This window comes from Mesorhizobium sp. M7A.F.Ca.AU.001.01.1.1 (assembly GCF_004022735.1).
Classification (GTDB): domain Bacteria; phylum Pseudomonadota; class Alphaproteobacteria; order Rhizobiales; family Rhizobiaceae; genus Mesorhizobium; species Mesorhizobium ciceri.
On sequence record NZ_RZPF01000059.1, the window covers coordinates 1 to 14,421 of the forward strand.

Annotated in this window: 14 protein-coding genes and 1 pseudogene; 6 read left to right on the forward strand and 9 right to left on the reverse strand. The window is 63.3% G+C overall.

Annotation, left to right across the window (positions count from 1 at the left end; genetic code table 11):
* Window positions 1–1,102: chorismate synthase (aroC, locus tag EN884_RS06055; RefSeq protein WP_128278177.1), on the reverse strand; the 1,102-nt coding region annotated here is incomplete at its 3' end.
* Window positions 1,103–1,280: 178 nt separating this feature from the next.
* On the opposite strand from aroC, the gene EN884_RS06060 reads away from it, so the two are divergent.
* Window positions 1,281–1,541: a DUF1344 domain-containing protein gene (locus EN884_RS06060; protein WP_013532801.1), complete on the forward strand. Its 261-nt coding sequence runs from the start codon at window positions 1,281–1,283 to the stop codon at window positions 1,539–1,541.
* Window positions 1,542–1,709: 168 nt separating this feature from the next.
* Here the strand turns inward: EN884_RS06060 and EN884_RS06065 are convergent, their stop codons facing one another.
* The 4 genes from EN884_RS06065 to EN884_RS06080 form a co-directional block, all read right to left on the reverse strand.
* Window positions 1,710–2,297 carry a histidine phosphatase family protein gene (locus tag EN884_RS06065; RefSeq protein ID WP_013532802.1) on the reverse strand — a complete coding sequence of 196 codons (588 nt, stop codon included), beginning with the start codon at window positions 2,295–2,297 and terminating at the stop codon, window positions 1,710–1,712.
* A 44-nt stretch (window positions 2,298–2,341) separates the two neighbouring features.
* Window positions 2,342–3,160 (reverse strand): enoyl-ACP reductase FabI, encoded by an 819-nt coding sequence (fabI, locus tag EN884_RS06070; RefSeq protein WP_063167666.1) that lies wholly within the window; start codon window positions 3,158–3,160, stop codon window positions 2,342–2,344.
* 106 nt (window positions 3,161–3,266) lie between these two features.
* Window positions 3,267–4,196, reverse strand: a complete 930-nt coding sequence (locus EN884_RS06075) for a J domain-containing protein (RefSeq protein WP_128360500.1) — start codon at window positions 4,194–4,196, stop codon at window positions 3,267–3,269.
* Between the two features lie 100 nt (window positions 4,197–4,296).
* A complete protein-coding gene (locus tag EN884_RS06080; protein WP_013532805.1) occupies window positions 4,297–4,758 on the reverse strand; it encodes an RT0821/Lpp0805 family surface protein in 462 nt (153 codons plus the stop codon).
* 72 nt (window positions 4,759–4,830) lie between these two features.
* On the opposite strand from EN884_RS06080, the gene pdxH reads away from it, so the two are divergent.
* Window positions 4,831–5,448 carry a pyridoxamine 5'-phosphate oxidase gene (gene pdxH, locus EN884_RS06085; RefSeq protein ID WP_063167664.1) on the forward strand — a complete coding sequence of 206 codons (618 nt, stop codon included), beginning with the start codon at window positions 4,831–4,833 and terminating at the stop codon, window positions 5,446–5,448.
* Window positions 5,449–5,457: 9 nt separating this feature from the next.
* Here the strand turns inward: pdxH and EN884_RS06090 are convergent, their stop codons facing one another.
* On the reverse strand, window positions 5,458–6,210 hold the full coding sequence (locus tag EN884_RS06090) for a crotonase/enoyl-CoA hydratase family protein (RefSeq protein WP_063167663.1): 753 nt from the start codon (window positions 6,208–6,210) through the stop codon (window positions 5,458–5,460).
* Between the two features lie 19 nt (window positions 6,211–6,229).
* The gene (locus EN884_RS06095; protein WP_063167662.1) at window positions 6,230–7,999 is read right to left on the reverse strand and encodes an acyl-CoA dehydrogenase; all 1,770 of its coding nucleotides are present in this window, start codon (window positions 7,997–7,999) and stop codon (window positions 6,230–6,232) included.
* A gap of 214 nt (window positions 8,000–8,213) precedes the next feature.
* Between EN884_RS06095 and EN884_RS06100 the strand changes: the two genes are divergently transcribed.
* Both EN884_RS06100 and EN884_RS06105 read left to right on the forward strand, forming a co-directional pair.
* A complete protein-coding gene (locus EN884_RS06100; RefSeq protein WP_013532811.1) occupies window positions 8,214–8,432 on the forward strand; it encodes a hypothetical protein in 219 nt (72 codons plus the stop codon).
* A 246-nt stretch (window positions 8,433–8,678) separates the two neighbouring features.
* Window positions 8,679–9,788 carry a glycoside hydrolase family 25 protein gene (locus EN884_RS06105; RefSeq protein WP_032809930.1) on the forward strand — a complete coding sequence of 370 codons (1,110 nt, stop codon included), beginning with the start codon at window positions 8,679–8,681 and terminating at the stop codon, window positions 9,786–9,788.
* A 13-nt stretch (window positions 9,789–9,801) separates the two neighbouring features.
* Here EN884_RS06105 and purD read toward each other — a convergent pair whose 3' ends face one another.
* Both purD and EN884_RS06115 read right to left on the reverse strand, forming a co-directional pair.
* Window positions 9,802–11,079, reverse strand: coding sequence for a phosphoribosylamine--glycine ligase (gene purD, locus EN884_RS06110; protein ID WP_063170188.1), 1,278 nt, complete (start codon window positions 11,077–11,079; stop codon window positions 9,802–9,804).
* A 301-nt stretch (window positions 11,080–11,380) separates the two neighbouring features.
* Window positions 11,381–12,196, reverse strand: a complete 816-nt coding sequence (locus tag EN884_RS06115; RefSeq protein WP_013532814.1) for a phytanoyl-CoA dioxygenase family protein — start codon at window positions 12,194–12,196, stop codon at window positions 11,381–11,383.
* An 89-nt stretch (window positions 12,197–12,285) separates the two neighbouring features.
* On the opposite strand from EN884_RS06115, the pseudogene EN884_RS06120 reads away from it, so the two are divergent.
* Both EN884_RS06120 and ubiA read left to right on the forward strand, forming a co-directional pair.
* Window positions 12,286–13,195, forward strand: a pseudogene (locus EN884_RS06120) (LysR family transcriptional regulator).
* A 68-nt stretch (window positions 13,196–13,263) separates the two neighbouring features.
* Window positions 13,264–14,247, forward strand: coding sequence for a 4-hydroxybenzoate octaprenyltransferase (gene ubiA / locus EN884_RS06125; RefSeq protein ID WP_063170187.1), 984 nt, complete (start codon window positions 13,264–13,266; stop codon window positions 14,245–14,247).
* Window positions 14,248–14,421 lie beyond the last annotated feature (174 nt).

Below are 14,421 nucleotides of genomic sequence, written 5' to 3' on the forward strand. Positions count from 1 at the left end.
CTATTCCCCTCCCCGTCTGTCCCCGATGCCGCAGATAATGATCGGCGATCGCACAGGCAACCATTGCCTCGCCGATCGGCACGGCGCGGATGCCGACGCATGGATCGTGGCGGCCCTTGGTCATGATCTCGACGTCCTTGCCGTCCTTATCGATCGACTTTCGCGGGGTCAGGATCGACGAGGTCGGCTTGACGGCGAAACGGGCGACGATTGCCTGGCCGGTCGAGATGCCGCCGAGGATGCCGCCGGCATTGTTGGACAGGAACACCGGCTTGCCGTCATTGCCGATGCGCATCTCGTCGGCATTCTGCTCGCCGGTGATGCGGGCGGCCTCGAAGCCGTTGCCGATCTCGACGCCCTTGACCGCGTTGATCGACATCAGGCCGGAGGCGATGTCCTGGTCGAGCTTGGCATAGATCGGCGCGCCGAGGCCCGGTGGAACGCCGTCGGCGACGATCTCGATCACCGCACCGACCGAGGAGCCCGCCTTGCGGATGCCGTCGAGATACTGCGTGAAGACAGGAACGGAAGCCGGATCGGGGGTGAAGAACGGATTTTCCGCATCGCCGATGAAATTCCAGTTCCAGTTGGCGCGATCGATGGATTTCTCGCCCATCGACACCAGCGCACCGCGCACCACCACGCCGGGCACCACCTTGCGCGCCAAGGCACCGGCCGCCACTCTGGCTGCCGTCTCGCGGGCCGAGGAGCGGCCGCCGCCACGATAATCGCGCACCCCGTATTTGACGTCATAGGTGTAGTCGGCATGGCCGGGCCGGTACTGGCGGGCGATCTCGCCATAATCCTTTGAACGCTGGTCGACATTCTCGATCAGCATCGACACCGGCGTGCCGGTGGTGATCATCGTCTCGCCGTCCTCGTCGAGGATGAAACCTGACAGCACCTTCACTTCATCTGGTTCGCGACGCTGCGTCACGAAACGTGACTGTCCCGGCCGGCGCTTGTCGAGTTCGGCCTGGATCTCGTCGCGCGTAAAGCGGATGCCGGGCGGACAGCCGTCGACCACGCAGCCGAGCGACGGGCCATGGCTTTCGCCCCAGGTGGTGACGCGGAAAAGGTGGCCGAACGTGTTGTGAGACATGAAATACCCTGCCCGGCATCGGAGCCGGCTGAAGATTGCGTTCTATTGGCGTTTTTCACAGGGGTCAAACTGTGATCTGGCGGATTTAGTTTTGACACATTCGGTTGGTTTCTGCTCTGCTCCATCCGCTGTTGAACAGCCCGCCGCCATGCCGGTGCAATGATAAAGAGGAACGATTATGCGTACCCTGATTAGCGCCGTTGCCGCCACGCTGCTGCTTTCCACCGCCGCTTTCGCCGGCCAGACCGAAGGCCTGATCAAGAAGATCGACAAGGACACGGCGACGCTGACGCTGGATGACGGCAAGTCCTACAAGCTGAACGCAGAGACCGATCTCGACGCGCTGAAGCCGGGCATGGACATCGTCATTGCCTACGATGTGACCAATGGCGAAAACGTCATCACCGACATGGAACTGCCGGACAGCTCAGCCAACTAGAGCTTCCAACCTCAATTGAATGCAGCGTTTGCGGTTCAGCTTTCGCCGAGCCGCCTGCGAAATGGCCTAGAGCGTGTCGCGTCTGAACGGATTCAGGCGACCCGCTTTAGGTCTTTGTTTTATGCATGTCGTTCTCCCAAAACCGGGGCCAATTTTGGGCGACATGCATCAAAGCCACTCCAGACTCTTGCCTTCGAGCTTGAGCAGGCGATCCTGCGGTATTTCCAGGTTCGCTGCCTCGTCCTCGGCCAATCCCAGAACGAAACGAAACAAGGTGCGCATGACGCCGCCATGGGTCACGCATATCGTCTGGCGTTCAATCGCGTCGAAGCATGGCCTCACCCGTTCGAGCAGCATCTGATAGCTCTCGGCGCCTTCGCCGGGCGGCTGGAAGTTCCACTTGTCCAGAGCACGCGTCCCGCTTGCTCCGGGATACCGCGTCTCCAGCTCGGGAAAGGTAAATCCCTGCCAATCGCCGAAATTGACCTCGACGAGGCGCGGATCGGTTCGATAGGCATCCGGATCCAGCTTCATCGCGGCGCGAATACGCTGCATCGTTTCGCGCGTCCGTTTCATCGGACTGGCGACGAAGTCGAATTCCCAGGGATCTGGAACCAACGCAGCTAGCCGAAGCCCGTTGCCGGTCGCCTGTTCGCGGCCAAGAGCATTGAGATCGGTGTCAGCCTGCCCCTGAAGCCGCATTTCGGCGTTCCACGCGGTCTGGCCGTGGCGCGCGATATAAACCAGCGGGTACATCAGGTCTTCCGGTGCGGATCGGGACGGACGACGGTTGGGGGGTGCTAGTCCTTGACCGTCGAAATATCAGGCGCGTCGACCGCCTTCATGCCGACGACGTGGTAGCCCGAATCGACGTGGTGCACTTCACCGGTGACGCCGCGCGACAGATCGGACAGGAAATAGACGCCGGAATCGCCGACTTCCTCCTGCGTCACCGTCTGCTTCAGCGGCGAATTGTACTCGTTCCACTTCAGGATGTAGCGGAAATCGCCGATGCCGGAAGCGGCAAGGGTCTTGATCGGGCCGGCCGAAATGGCGTTGACGCGGATCTTCTTGGCGCCGAGATCGACCGCCAGGTAGCGCACGCTGGCCTCGAGCGCCGCCTTGGCGACACCCATGACGTTGTAGTGCGGCATCACCTTTTCGGCGCCGTAGTAGGTCAGCGTCAGCAGTGAGCCGCCATCGGTCATCAGCGCCTCGGCGCGCTTGGCGATGGTGGTGAAGGAATAGACCGAAATGTCCATTGTGCGCAGGAAATTGTCGCGTGACGTCTCGACATAGCGGCCAGTCAGCTCATCCTTGTCGGAGAAGGCAATGGCGTGGACGAGGAAATCAAGCTTGCCCCAATGTCTGGCGACATTGGCGAAAACCTCATCCAGGCTCGCCGGATCGGTGACGTCGCAATGGCCGGCGACAAAGGCGCCCAGTTCCGCCGCCAGCGGCTCGACACGCTTCTTGAACGCCTCGCCCTGATAGGTCAGCGCTATCTCGGCGCCATGATCGACGCAGGCCTTGGCAATGCCATAAGCGATCGACCTATTGTTGGCGACGCCAAGAATGAGGCCGCGCTTGCCGGCCATTAGGCCCTGTCCACCCGCCATGTGAGCGCTCTCCGCAAGATTTCAGCTTTGTGGGTTGCCCTATCGCACAGGCACAGAGCCCCTTCAAGCGCTCAAAACGGACAGTTCAGGGGACAAAAGCCGCCGATCAGCCTTTTTGGCTGCGCAACAGCGCTTCGAGCGCGCTGTCACCGCCTTCCGGCAGCATGATACGCACATGAGCGTAGAGATCGCCGTGACCGCCGGCCTTTTCCGGCAGGCCTCTGCCCTTCAGCCGCAGGACCTTGTCGGAGCTCGACCAGGCCGGAATGTTGACCGCGAGCCTGCCGGTCGGCGTCTCGACAGGCACCTTGGCGCCGAGCACGGCATCCGCCAGCATCACCGGCAGATCGGCGTGCAGGTCGCGGCCTTCGATGCGGTAGCGTGGATGCCGGCGCAGATGGATCTTGACCAGCGCGTCGCCTGGCTGGCCCGGCCCCTGCTCGCCTTGACCCTTGAGGCGGATGGTCTGGCCATCCTCGACATAGGCCGGCAGCTTGACCGCCACCTTGCGGCCGTCGGGGAACATCGCCGTCACCTTTTCAGCGGTCGCCGCTTCCTCGATGGTGACGTCGAGCGTCACGTTCAGATCGGCAGCGGTCGTCTGCTGGCGGCGCTCGCCCATGCCGGGACCGCGCGCGCCGGAAAAAGTGTCGCCAAAAATCTGGCTGAAGATGTCGCTGTTGCCGTCGAACGGATCGCCACCGGGTCGACCGGAGCGGAATTCGAACCGCGAGCCGCCCGGACCTTGCTGCCGGCGAAAGCCGCCAAACGGATCGCCGCCACCGGCAGCGCCCTCAAAGCCCTGGAATCGCGGCTTGCCGTCAGCGTCGATCTCGCCGCGATCGAAAGCGGCGCGATTCTTTTCGTCGCCGACGATCTCGTAGGCCTGGTTGGCTGCGGCGAAACGGTCCTTCGCCTTTGGATCATTCGGATTCTGGTCCGGATGATGCTTTTTGGCGAGTTTCCGGTACGCCGACTTTATGTCTTTGGCCGATGCGTTCCTGGCAACGCCCAGCACCTCATAGGGGTCGCGCATGCTTACTGCCCTGGAGAAGAGTTGAGTCTCTGGTTGCCTCTTATATGCGCTCCCATAGGAAGAAATTCCAGTGCTGGAGCCGCATATCAGACGCGGAAAATCAGAGCGCCTTGAAGTCCTGCATGCGCCAGCCGCCGGCGCTGGCCAGGCACAGTTCGCCTTCGAACATGGCAACGCCGTCAAAGCTTTCGCGCGAGGCCTTGAAGCGGCGGCAGGTCTGGCCGTTGTCCTTCAATTCCGCCAGATCGGTGATGGAACCGCGCGAGCCGGTACCGGCATTGGCCCATGGGACGGCCTGCCCGCCGAGCTGCTCGATGTCGGCCGAGGAGACTGCATTGCCGATCGTCGTCTGGTCGGAGTCGCGATCCAGACTGGCCGGCGCGGCCGAGGCCGATGTGCTGCTGGTCAGGATCGAGCGGTCGACTTCGGCTTTTTCCAGGCTGAAGCCGCCGGCGCCACAAGCGGCAAGCGGCAAGGCGACCGCCACGATCGCGGCTTTCGCGCTGGCCGAAGCGATAACGCTCCATTGCCTGCTGTCAAAAGCTTGCGCGATAAGCGACAATCGGCAGCCTCCCCCTTGCTTCGTTAAGAATCTTGGCTTTGTAAGAATCTTCGTGACAATTTGAGAAAAACTATGAGTGACACTGAGTTAACAAGCGGTGACTTTACCGAGGCTGCCGAGCCGTTTCGCCTGTTTGCCGCATGGCTGGACGACGCCACGAAAAGCGAGCCGAACGACCCCAACGGCGTGGCTCTGGCGACCGTCGATGCCGACGGCATGCCGGATGTGCGCATGGTTTTGCTCAAGGGGTTCGATGAAAGCGGGTTTGTCTTCTACACGAATTTCGAGAGCGCCAAGGGCCAGGAGATTCTTGGCAGCATGAAGGCGGCGATGTGTTTCCATTGGAAATCACTGCGCCGCCAGGTACGCATTCGCGGACCGGTGGAGATCGTCAGCGACGCCGAAGCCGACGCCTACTATGCGACACGGCCGCGCGGCAGCCGCATCGGCGCATGGGCCTCGAAACAATCGCGGCCGCTGGAAAGCCGCTTTGCGCTGGAGAAGGCAGTGGCCGAATACACGGCACGCTACCCGATCGGCGAGATCCCGCGGCCAAAGCACTGGTCCGGCTTCCGAATCGTGCCCACGACAATCGAGTTCTGGCACGACAGGCCGTTCCGCCTGCACGACCGGCTCGTCTTCAGCCGCAACGCGAAAGGCGCCTGGGACAAGACGAGGCTTTATCCCTGAAGAAGAGGCTCAGGCCTTCTTTCTCGTCATGAACGCGGTGAGCGCGGCGCGCGCCTCATCGGACTTCAGGCGCTCGCGAAAATGCTCGCTTTCCTCGCCGATGCGGGCGACGAGGTCGTCGCGCGAGCCGCGCATCAGGTCGCGCGCGATCTTCAACGCCTGCGGCGGCTTGGCCGCGATCTGGCCGGCGGCCGCCAGCACCGAGGCCTCCAGTGCTGCTTCCTCGACCACCTCGTAGATCAGGCCGGCGGCCTTCGCCCGTTCAGCCGAAAAGCCCTCGCCGAGGCCGAGCAGCGCGAAGGCACCCTGCTGCCCGAGGATGCGCGGCGCCAAGAGGCTCGACCCCGCCTCGGGCACCAGGCCAAGGTCGACGAAAGGCGTCCTGAACACGGTGCGCGGCGTGGCGAAGGTCAGGTCGCAATGCAGGTTGAGCGTCGTGCCGATGCCGACCGCGATGCCGTCGACGCCGGAGACCATGGGTTTTTCGACCCTGGCCAGCGCCATCAGGAAGTCCCAGACTTCGGTGCCGCCGTCACCACCGGTGGCGATGATCATGAAGTCGGCAAGGTCGTTGCCTGAGGAGAAGGCGCCGGGCACGCCGAGAAAGACATGGACGCGGATCTCCGGGTCGGCGTCGCCTTCTGCCAGGCTTTTTGACATTTTCGCATACATGGCGCGCGTCAGCGCGTTCTTCTTGTCCGGCCGGTTCATGCGGATGATCTGGATGGCGCCCTGGCGCTCGACGAGGATATGGTCTGTCACGGTTCTTTCCTTGTGAACGTCAGGCGGAAATCAGCGTTTTTCCGGCAGCGGCGAGGCTTTCGGCGCCATCGATGACGCGCGCCCGCAAAGCGCTGACCTCGCCGAGCAGGTTTTCGGCGAAGAAGCGGCAAAGGGGAATACGGCCTTGGTCGGCAAGAGCGCCGCGCGCCAGATAGGCGCCGCCGGCGGCAAGCGAGATCAGCCTGAGATAGGGCGTCGCACCCGCCAGCGCCTCGTCCGCCCGGCCTTCGGCCGCCAGTTTCTGCAGGAAGCGGGTCGCTTCGCTGAGATCGCCAAGTGCCGCGTCGAGAGCGTCGGCGGTGCGGCCGAAACCCTGCAGGTTCGAGGTCCGCACCGCTGCGGCCATATCAGCCAGTTCGGCGATATAACCATGCACATGGTCGCCGCCGCCGAGCGGCAGCTTGCGCATCACCAGATCGATCGCCTGAATGCCGTTGGTGCCCTCGTAGATCGGGGCGATGCGCGAATCACGATAGAAGGCGGCCGCTCCCGTCTCCTCGATGAAGCCCATGCCGCCATGAACCTGGAGGCCGAGTGAGGCAACCTCGACGCCGATATCGGTCGAGAACGCCTTTGCCAGCGGCGTCAGCAGATTGGCGCGGTCGCGCCAGTGGGCCGCCTCGTCACCGGCGGAGACACCGGCCATGTCGATGGCGTGGGCACAGGAATAGCTGATGGCGCGCGCGGTTTGGGTCAGCGCCTTCATGGTCAGCAGGTTACGCTGGACATCGGGGTGATGGACGATCGGCGCCATACCCGTGCCAGTGTAGCTCGCGGCCTTGCCCTGCCGGCGTTCATTGGCATAGGCGATCGCCTTCTGCGTTGCGGCTTCCGCGACCGCTACCCCCTGCATGCCGACACAAAGCCGCGCATTGTTCATCATCGTGAACATGCAGGCGAGGCCCTTGTTCTCCTCGCCGATCAGCCAGCCGATAGCGCCGGGCTTGGCGCCCTGGAAACCATCGCCATAGATCATGGTGCAGGTCGGCGAGGCGTGGATGCCGAGCTTGTGCTCAAGTCCGGAACAGAAGACATCGTTGCGCGCGCCGAGCGCGCCATCGTCGCCGACCAGGATTTTCGGCACCAGGAACAGCGATATGCCGCGCGTGCCGGCCGGCGCATCCGGTAGCCGCGCCAGCACCAGATGGATGATGTTGTCGGTGAAATCGTGCTCGCCATAGGTGATGAAGATTTTCTGGCCGAAGATGCGGTAGCTGCCGTCACCCACCGGCTCCGCGCGGGCGCGCAAGGCGGCGAGGTCCGAACCGGCTTGCGGCTCGGTCAGGTTCATCGTGCCCATCCACTCGCCGGAGACGAGCTTTCCGAGATACTTTGCCTTGAGGTCTGTGGAGGCGTGTTTGTCGAGCGCTTCGACAGCGCCCATGGTCAGCGTCGGGCCGATGCCGAAGGCCATGGCGGCGGAGTTCCACATTTCGAGCGCGGCAACGCCAAGCATGGTCGGCAGCGCCTGGCCGCCATATTCCTCAGGCCCGGAGAGCGCGTTCCAGCCGCCATCGATCCAGCGGCGATAGAGTTCCTTCCAGCCGGGTGGTGTGGTGACGGCAGCGTCCTTCAGCACGGCACCTTGCCGATCGCCGATCGTGTAGAGCGGTGCGACCTCTTCAGTGGCGAAGCGGCCGGCCTCGCCAAGAACGGCATCGACCAGGTCATCGCCGAGATCGCCGAACCTGCCGGCATCGAGCGCCGATTTCATGCCGGCGACGTGCTTGAGCGTGAAGGCGATATCCTCGACCGGTGCCCTATACATGCCGCTTACTCCTTCCGATGCATCGGTCCTGCCGACCCTAGAGCCAGCGCCGCTGCAAAACCACCCGCCGTATCAGCGCTCTCCCATCTTCTTTTTACGTAAACGTCAAATTTTGTCACGCGGATTTTGCAATCGCGGCGGCGCGTATTAAGTTCAATCCATGCCGGATCAAGTCGACCGGCGACGGATCAGAACCAGCCAACCGGAACAGCCCATGCTTGCCAGACCCGACGCCTATCGCTGCATCGAATGCGGCCTGCCCTATCGAGCGGAGGGGTTCTGCTACCATGGCGGCAGACTGGACCACGGGGCCGCCTACTGGTCGGATCGCGGCATATTATGCTCGCCGCAATGCTCACTCGCCCACCACCGCAAACGCGCCGCCGAGGGCACGCTGCGGCAAGAGCCGGCTCCGGACCCGTTTGAATTCTAGCAGCTGATGCGTCGCCAGCTTTTCTGAAGTCAGCCCCGAAAGTACTTCCTTAACCATAGCCGTTCAGGATTTGTCTTTGATCAACGGGGATTCCCTGTTTTGAAAAGGACGGCGCGTCTCCTTCGCCGCTTGAAGAGTGTCGTGCCGACGCCCTTCAAGCCATTGTTTCCTCCGCATGTCGTTGCCCCAAAACCGCTGCACACTTTTGGGCGACATGCGCTGGCGCTTCTCGCCTTGGCGGCGACGATGGCGCTGTCCACGGCGGCAAAGGCTTCGGATTTTTCCGAACCCTGGAAGAACGCCGACCGCGCTTTGGTGGTCGATGCCTACGAATACAATTCCATCGGTTGGGCCCAACTCGCCACCGACAAGCGGGTCGTCGGCTTCATCAACAAGGCCTCCGACGGCATGCCGCCGCCCTATTTCTGCCTGGGCAACGACATTGAGGTGAAGCTTTGCAAGGCGCTGTGGAAACGCCATGCGGTGACGCGCGAACTGTTCCAGACGCGCCGGGTGGTGGCCAAGGCACTCGGCCTGAAATGGGGCGCCTATCACCTTGCCCGCCCGGGCAATCCGGTCGAACAGGCCAACAATTTCCTCGATTTCGCCGAGCCTGCGCCCGACGATCTCATGGCTCTCGACATTGAGGGCAATGATCCCTCGCAATGGATGTCGCTCGACGATGCCGAGGAGTTCGTCCGCCAGGTGCATCGGCGCATCGGCCGTTTCCCGGTGCTGTACACCAACGGCAAGACCGCCCAGTACATTGCCGACAACAGCTACCGATACCGGCTCCTGTCGCGGCTGCCGCTCTGGTATGCCCGCTATAAGTCCGACATCGACGTGCATTTTCCGATGGGCAACTGGCAAGGCTACGCACTGTGGCAGTTTTCGGCGCAAGCCAATTGCGGCCGTTTCCGCTGCCCTTACAGGGTTGCCGGCACGCCTAACGACATAGACGTCAATGTCGCGCCGACCGACGCCGCCACGCTGCGCGCGCAATGGCCGTTCGGCGGGCTTATCGACGTGCCGCCGGACTATCTCGCCTCCATACCGCTGCCGGTTTCACGCGAGGCCGGCCTCGCCGGCAATGTCACCATCACCTATGCGTCTGTGGCCGCGCCGCCGACTTTCGAGGACATGGTCGCAGCGTTGGGCACACGCTGGTCCCGTTTCCGCGACGGCTTCCGCATGCCGGTCGTGAAGACGGTGCCCCGGAGACCGAGTTTCGGCATTGTCCAATATGTCGCCTGGAAGCGGACCGAGCGGCGTTCGCCCGCACAACTCGACGCTGCGTTTGCCGCTGCCGATCCGCTCAGCACCGCTTCGACCGAACTCGACCGCGGCCAGCGGTAAGCCAACGCGGACTTCAGGTTCCCTGTTCGCGCGCCACCGCCTGCCAGCCGATATCGCGGCGGCTGAACCCGTCCGGCCAGTCGATGCGGTCGAGCGCGGCATAGGCTCGTTTCTGCGCCTCGCCGACCGTGGCGCCTGATGCCGTCACGTTGAGGACGCGGCCGCCATTGGCCACCAGCGCGCCGCCATTGATGGCGGTGCCGGCGTGGAAGACCTGGACGCCGTCGCTTGCCGCGTCTTCGACGCCGCGGATGACCGAGCCTTTTTCCGGCGTGCCGGGATAGCCTCTCGCCGCCATCACCACGGTCAATGCCGCCTCGTCGCGCCAGCGCACCGAAGTATGTGCCAACTGGCCGTCGGTTGCCGCGTTGAGCAGGACCAGCAGATCATCCTTCAGCCGCATCATCAGCACCTGGCATTCCGGATCGCCGAAGCGGGTGTTGTATTCGATCAGCTTCGGCCCCTTGTCGGTGATCATCAGCCCGGCAAACAGCACGCCGGAGAAAGGCGCGCCCAGTTCGGCCATGCCGCGCATGGTCGGCTCGATGATCTCACGCATGGTGCGCTCGACCAGTTCCGGCGTCATCACCGGTGCCGGCGAATAGGCCCCCATGCCGCCAGTGTTCGGACCGGTGTCGCCGTCGCCGACGCGCTTGTGATCCTGCGCGGTGCCGAAGGGCAGTGCGGTGGTACCGTCGCAAAGACAGAAGAAGCTCGCCTCCTCGCCGGTCATGAATTCCTCGACCACAACTTCCGCGCCGGCGGCGCCGAAGGAACCATCGAAGCAGGCATCGAGGGCTGCCTGTGCTTCACTGAGCGTCATGGCGACGGTGACGCCCTTGCCGGCAGCGAGCCCGTCGGCCTTGATGACGATCGGCGCCCCGGTCTTTTCGACATAGGCCCTGGCCGAGGCCAGGTCACTGAAACGGCCATAGGCGGCGGTCGGGATGTTGTAGCGGGCGCAGAGGTCCTTGGTGAAACCTTTCGAGCCTTCCAGCTGTGCCGCTGCCTTGGAGGGACCGAAGACGCGGATATTTTCGGCGCGCAGATCGTCGGCAATACCGGCGACCAGCGGGCCTTCCGGACCGACCACGACGAGGTCGATTTTTTTCTCCCGGCAGAATGCGGTGACCGCGGCGTGATCGGCGATGTCGAGCTTGACCAGTTCGGCCTCGCCGCCAATGCCCGGATTGCCGGGGGCGGCATAAAGCTTCGTCAGCAGCGGCGACGCGGCGATCTTCCAGGCGAGCGCATGTTCGCGGCCGCCGGAGCCCAGAAGAAGAACGTTCATGGCCACCTCTTGATGCCGAAATTCTGCTCTGGCGGCCATCTGATGGCGTTTTCTGCGCTTCCCGTTCTACTGCGTGCAGTAGAACTGAGCTCACGGACCAAATGTCCGCTCCGCTGCGGTTCTCGAAACCACCACCATATGACTCGCCAGAGCGAATTTCGAAACAGTCTCTTGGAGACCCGCTATTGCTCTCCGGGCGACGGGTCAAGGCATCAGGGTGTTTAGATCGCAATTGCGCACGGGAACGTTATCCCCGCAGAAAATTGGCGGCGGATACCGCCGCCAATTTTCTGGCGATTCGCTAGGCGGAGAAAACCACCGGAAACCAGTCCTCGCGCAGCCTCTCGCCCGGCTGCATGCCGTGGCCATGATAGGGCGGCGAGGTGCGGCCCGGCCGCTCGACATAGCGCGCATCGTCACCGACCCAGCGCAGCGACAGCGCCCGGCGCCGCGCCGCGGTCATATTGCCACGCGCGCCATGCGCGGTCCTGAAGTCGAACAGGATGGCGTCGCCCGGCTCCATTTCCCATTCGAGCACCTTCATCGAAGGGTCCTTGTCGGGATCGGGCACCGGCAGATAGTCGCCCTCGCCGGCATAGAAATTGCTATCGTCGAGCCAGCGCACCGGCAGGATCATCTTGTCCCATTTGTGCGAGCCGGCGATCAGCCGCAGCGTCGCCTCTTTCACCGGGTCGATGGGTATCCAGAAGCTCACCGTCTGTTGGCCATCGACGAAATAGTAGGGGATGTCCTGATGCCAGGGCGTCGGCTTCTGCGTGCCGGGTTCCTTCACCAGCACATGATCATGGAAGAACTGCGCGGTGCGCGACTGCATCACCGCCGCCGCCAGTTCGGCGGCGGGTGAGTCCCGTACCAGGCTGACGAATTCGGGGATGCGCTCCCAGTTGCAGTAGTCATCGAAGAAACTACCGCGACCGTTGGCTATGTCGGATGCGGTGGCGCTGCGGTTCTGCATGTTGCGTTCGATGCCGGCGGCAATCGTGTCGACCCAGCCCTTGAAGGCGCCGCGAATGCAAACAGCGCCGTCACGCTGATAGTCGGCAATCGTGGACGCGCCGATCCTGGTGGCGTCGAGGGTGGCAGTCCGGGAAGCCATGGCGTTCTCCTCTTGGAATAAAGCCACTATCGCAACATCTATTCATTCGGTAAAATAATAACTATCGATCTGACATATAGAGTGCCTCTATGAGTGTGACTTTCACGCAGCTGCGCTATCTGGTTGCCGTGGCGCGTCACGGCAGCGTCACCGGCGCGGCAAGGATGCTGAACGTCTCTCAGCCGTCGATCTCGGTGGCCATCGACGCGGTCGAAAAGAATTTCGGCCAGAAACTGTTCGTCCGCCAGCGGGGAAGCGGCGTGTCGCCGACATCGTTCGGCCGCGCCGTCGTGGCCAAGGCAAGGCAGGTTCTCACCGAAACGGAGGAACTCATCGGCCTGGGTTCAAGCAAATCGGCTGTCAGCGGCGAGTTGGTGTTGGGATGCTTCGAGGATCTGGCGCCTTTCTTCGCGCCGGCTTTGATCCGCGCCTTCTCCGAACGCTATCCGGCCGTCAAGATCGTCGTTCGCGACGAGACGTTCGAGACGCTGGGTCGACGGCTGGGTGACGCGGCCATCGATCTCGGCCTGACTTATGATCTCAGCCTGCCGACGCATTTCGCCCGCATCCTGCTGCGTGAACTTCGCCCGCACGCGCTGTTGCCGGCAGGCCATGCCCTGGCGGATCGCCCGTCGGTCAGCCTTGCCGATCTGGCCGCCTATCCGCTGATCACCACCGACCAGCCGCACAGCTGGCAGCATATGCTCGACCTGTTCCGCAGCCGCGGCCTTTCGCCTGTGGCCGACATGACGACAAGCTCGTTCGAACTGCAACGGAGCATGGTCGCCAACGGCTTCGGCGTTGCGGTCAGCTACACCCGCCCGCATGGCGACCGCAGCTATGACGGGCTGCCGCTCATCTGCAAGCCGCTGTCGGATCCGCTGCATGCAGCGGATCCTGCTTACCTATGACACGCATCAGCGTGTGTCGAATGCAGCGCTGGCCTTCGTCGAGGTGGCCAAGGACTGGTTCGCCACCCGCGACATCTTTGCCTCGTGAAAGGCTGACGGGCGCCGCGTCTCCGCTTGCCGCTTGACGGTTTCCGCCGCTGCTGCCACTCCATGGGCATGGAAACCATCCAGTCGAAAGCGGCCCAGGGCCGTGTCGCCGATGCGCCGAACGGCCATTGGGTCTACCGCGTGCTGCCGCGCTCGATATGGCCCTATGCGCAGCTTGCGCGGTGGGACAGGCCGATAGGCTGGCAACTGCTGCTGTGGCCGTGCTGGTGGTCGGCGGCCTTGGCGGCAAGCGCCTATCCGCGTCCCGGCGACCCGCTGCTCTCACTGCTGCCGGCGCCTTTGTATCTTGTGCTGTTCCTGGTCGGGGCCATCGCCATGCGCGGCGCCGGCTGCACCTACAACGACCTCGTCGACGAGGACATCGACAACCAGGTGGAGCGCACGCGCTCGCGACCGCTGCCGTCAGGCAAGGCGACGCGCCGGCGGGCATGGCTGTTTCTCGTCCTGCAGGCCCTGGTCGGCCTCGTCGTGCTCATCCAGTTCAACAGCTTTGCCGTCCTGCTCGGCATCTGCTCACTGGCGGTCATCGCCATATATCCGTTCATGAAGCGGATAACCAACTGGCCGCAACTGGTGCTCGGCCTTGCTTTTTCCTGGGGCGCGCTGATGGGATGGGCGGTCGAGTTCGGCGATCTCGATGGGCCTGCTGTCATGCTCTATATCGGCTCGATCCTGTGGGTGATCGGCTACGACACGATCTACGCGCACCAGGACAAGGAAGATGACGCCATTGTCGGCGTGCGCTCGACGGCACGCCTGTTCGGCGACAACACCAAGGCCTGGCTGGCCGGACTTTATGGCGGCGCGCTGATCTGCTTCGCCATCGCCTTCGCGTCGGCGCAGGCGCCGGTGGTGGCGCTGGCCGGGCTGATCGCCGCCGGCACCCATATGGCGCGGCAGATCGCCGTGTTGGACATCGACAATCCGGACCAATGCCTGCGCCTGTTCAGGTCGAACAACCAGGTCGGCTGGCTGATCTTCCTCGGCCTGATCGGCGGCGCTGTGTGGGTGGCTCTGAAGCCGCTGGTTTAGCGGGCTTTTTCCCTTCTCCCCTTGTGGGAGAAGGTGGATTGGCGCGCAGCGCCAAGACGGTTGAGGGGTGCTGGACGGAGTGCCGGCGTTGCCAAGCTGGAACACCCCTCATCCGACCGAGCTTCGCTCGGCCACCTTCTCCCACAGGGGGAGAAGGAAGAACCTTCCTACTCC

Excerpts from the sequence above, each read along its gene's own strand:
- EN884_RS06060 (WP_013532801.1), top strand. The coding sequence starts at position 1,281 with ATGCGTACCCTGATTAGCGCCGTTGCCGCCACGCTGCTGCTTTCCACC.
- EN884_RS06065 (WP_013532802.1), bottom strand. The coding sequence starts at position 2,297 with ATGTACCCGCTGGTTTATATCGCGCGCCACGGCCAGACCGCGTGGAAC.
- fabI (WP_063167666.1), bottom strand. The coding sequence starts at position 3,160 with ATGGCGGGTGGACAGGGCCTAATGGCCGGCAAGCGCGGCCTCATTCTT.
- EN884_RS06075 (WP_128360500.1), bottom strand. The coding sequence starts at position 4,196 with ATGCGCGACCCCTATGAGGTGCTGGGCGTTGCCAGGAACGCATCGGCC.
- pdxH (WP_063167664.1), top strand. The coding sequence starts at position 4,831 with ATGAGTGACACTGAGTTAACAAGCGGTGACTTTACCGAGGCTGCCGAG.
- EN884_RS06095 (WP_063167662.1), bottom strand. The coding sequence starts at position 7,999 with ATGTATAGGGCACCGGTCGAGGATATCGCCTTCACGCTCAAGCACGTC.
- EN884_RS06100 (WP_013532811.1), top strand. The coding sequence starts at position 8,214 with ATGCTTGCCAGACCCGACGCCTATCGCTGCATCGAATGCGGCCTGCCC.
- EN884_RS06105 (WP_032809930.1), top strand. The coding sequence starts at position 8,679 with ATGGCGCTGTCCACGGCGGCAAAGGCTTCGGATTTTTCCGAACCCTGG.
- purD (WP_063170188.1), bottom strand. The coding sequence starts at position 11,079 with ATGAACGTTCTTCTTCTGGGCTCCGGCGGCCGCGAACATGCGCTCGCC.
- EN884_RS06115 (WP_013532814.1), bottom strand. The coding sequence starts at position 12,196 with ATGGCTTCCCGGACTGCCACCCTCGACGCCACCAGGATCGGCGCGTCC.
- ubiA (WP_063170187.1), top strand. The coding sequence starts at position 13,264 with ATGGAAACCATCCAGTCGAAAGCGGCCCAGGGCCGTGTCGCCGATGCG.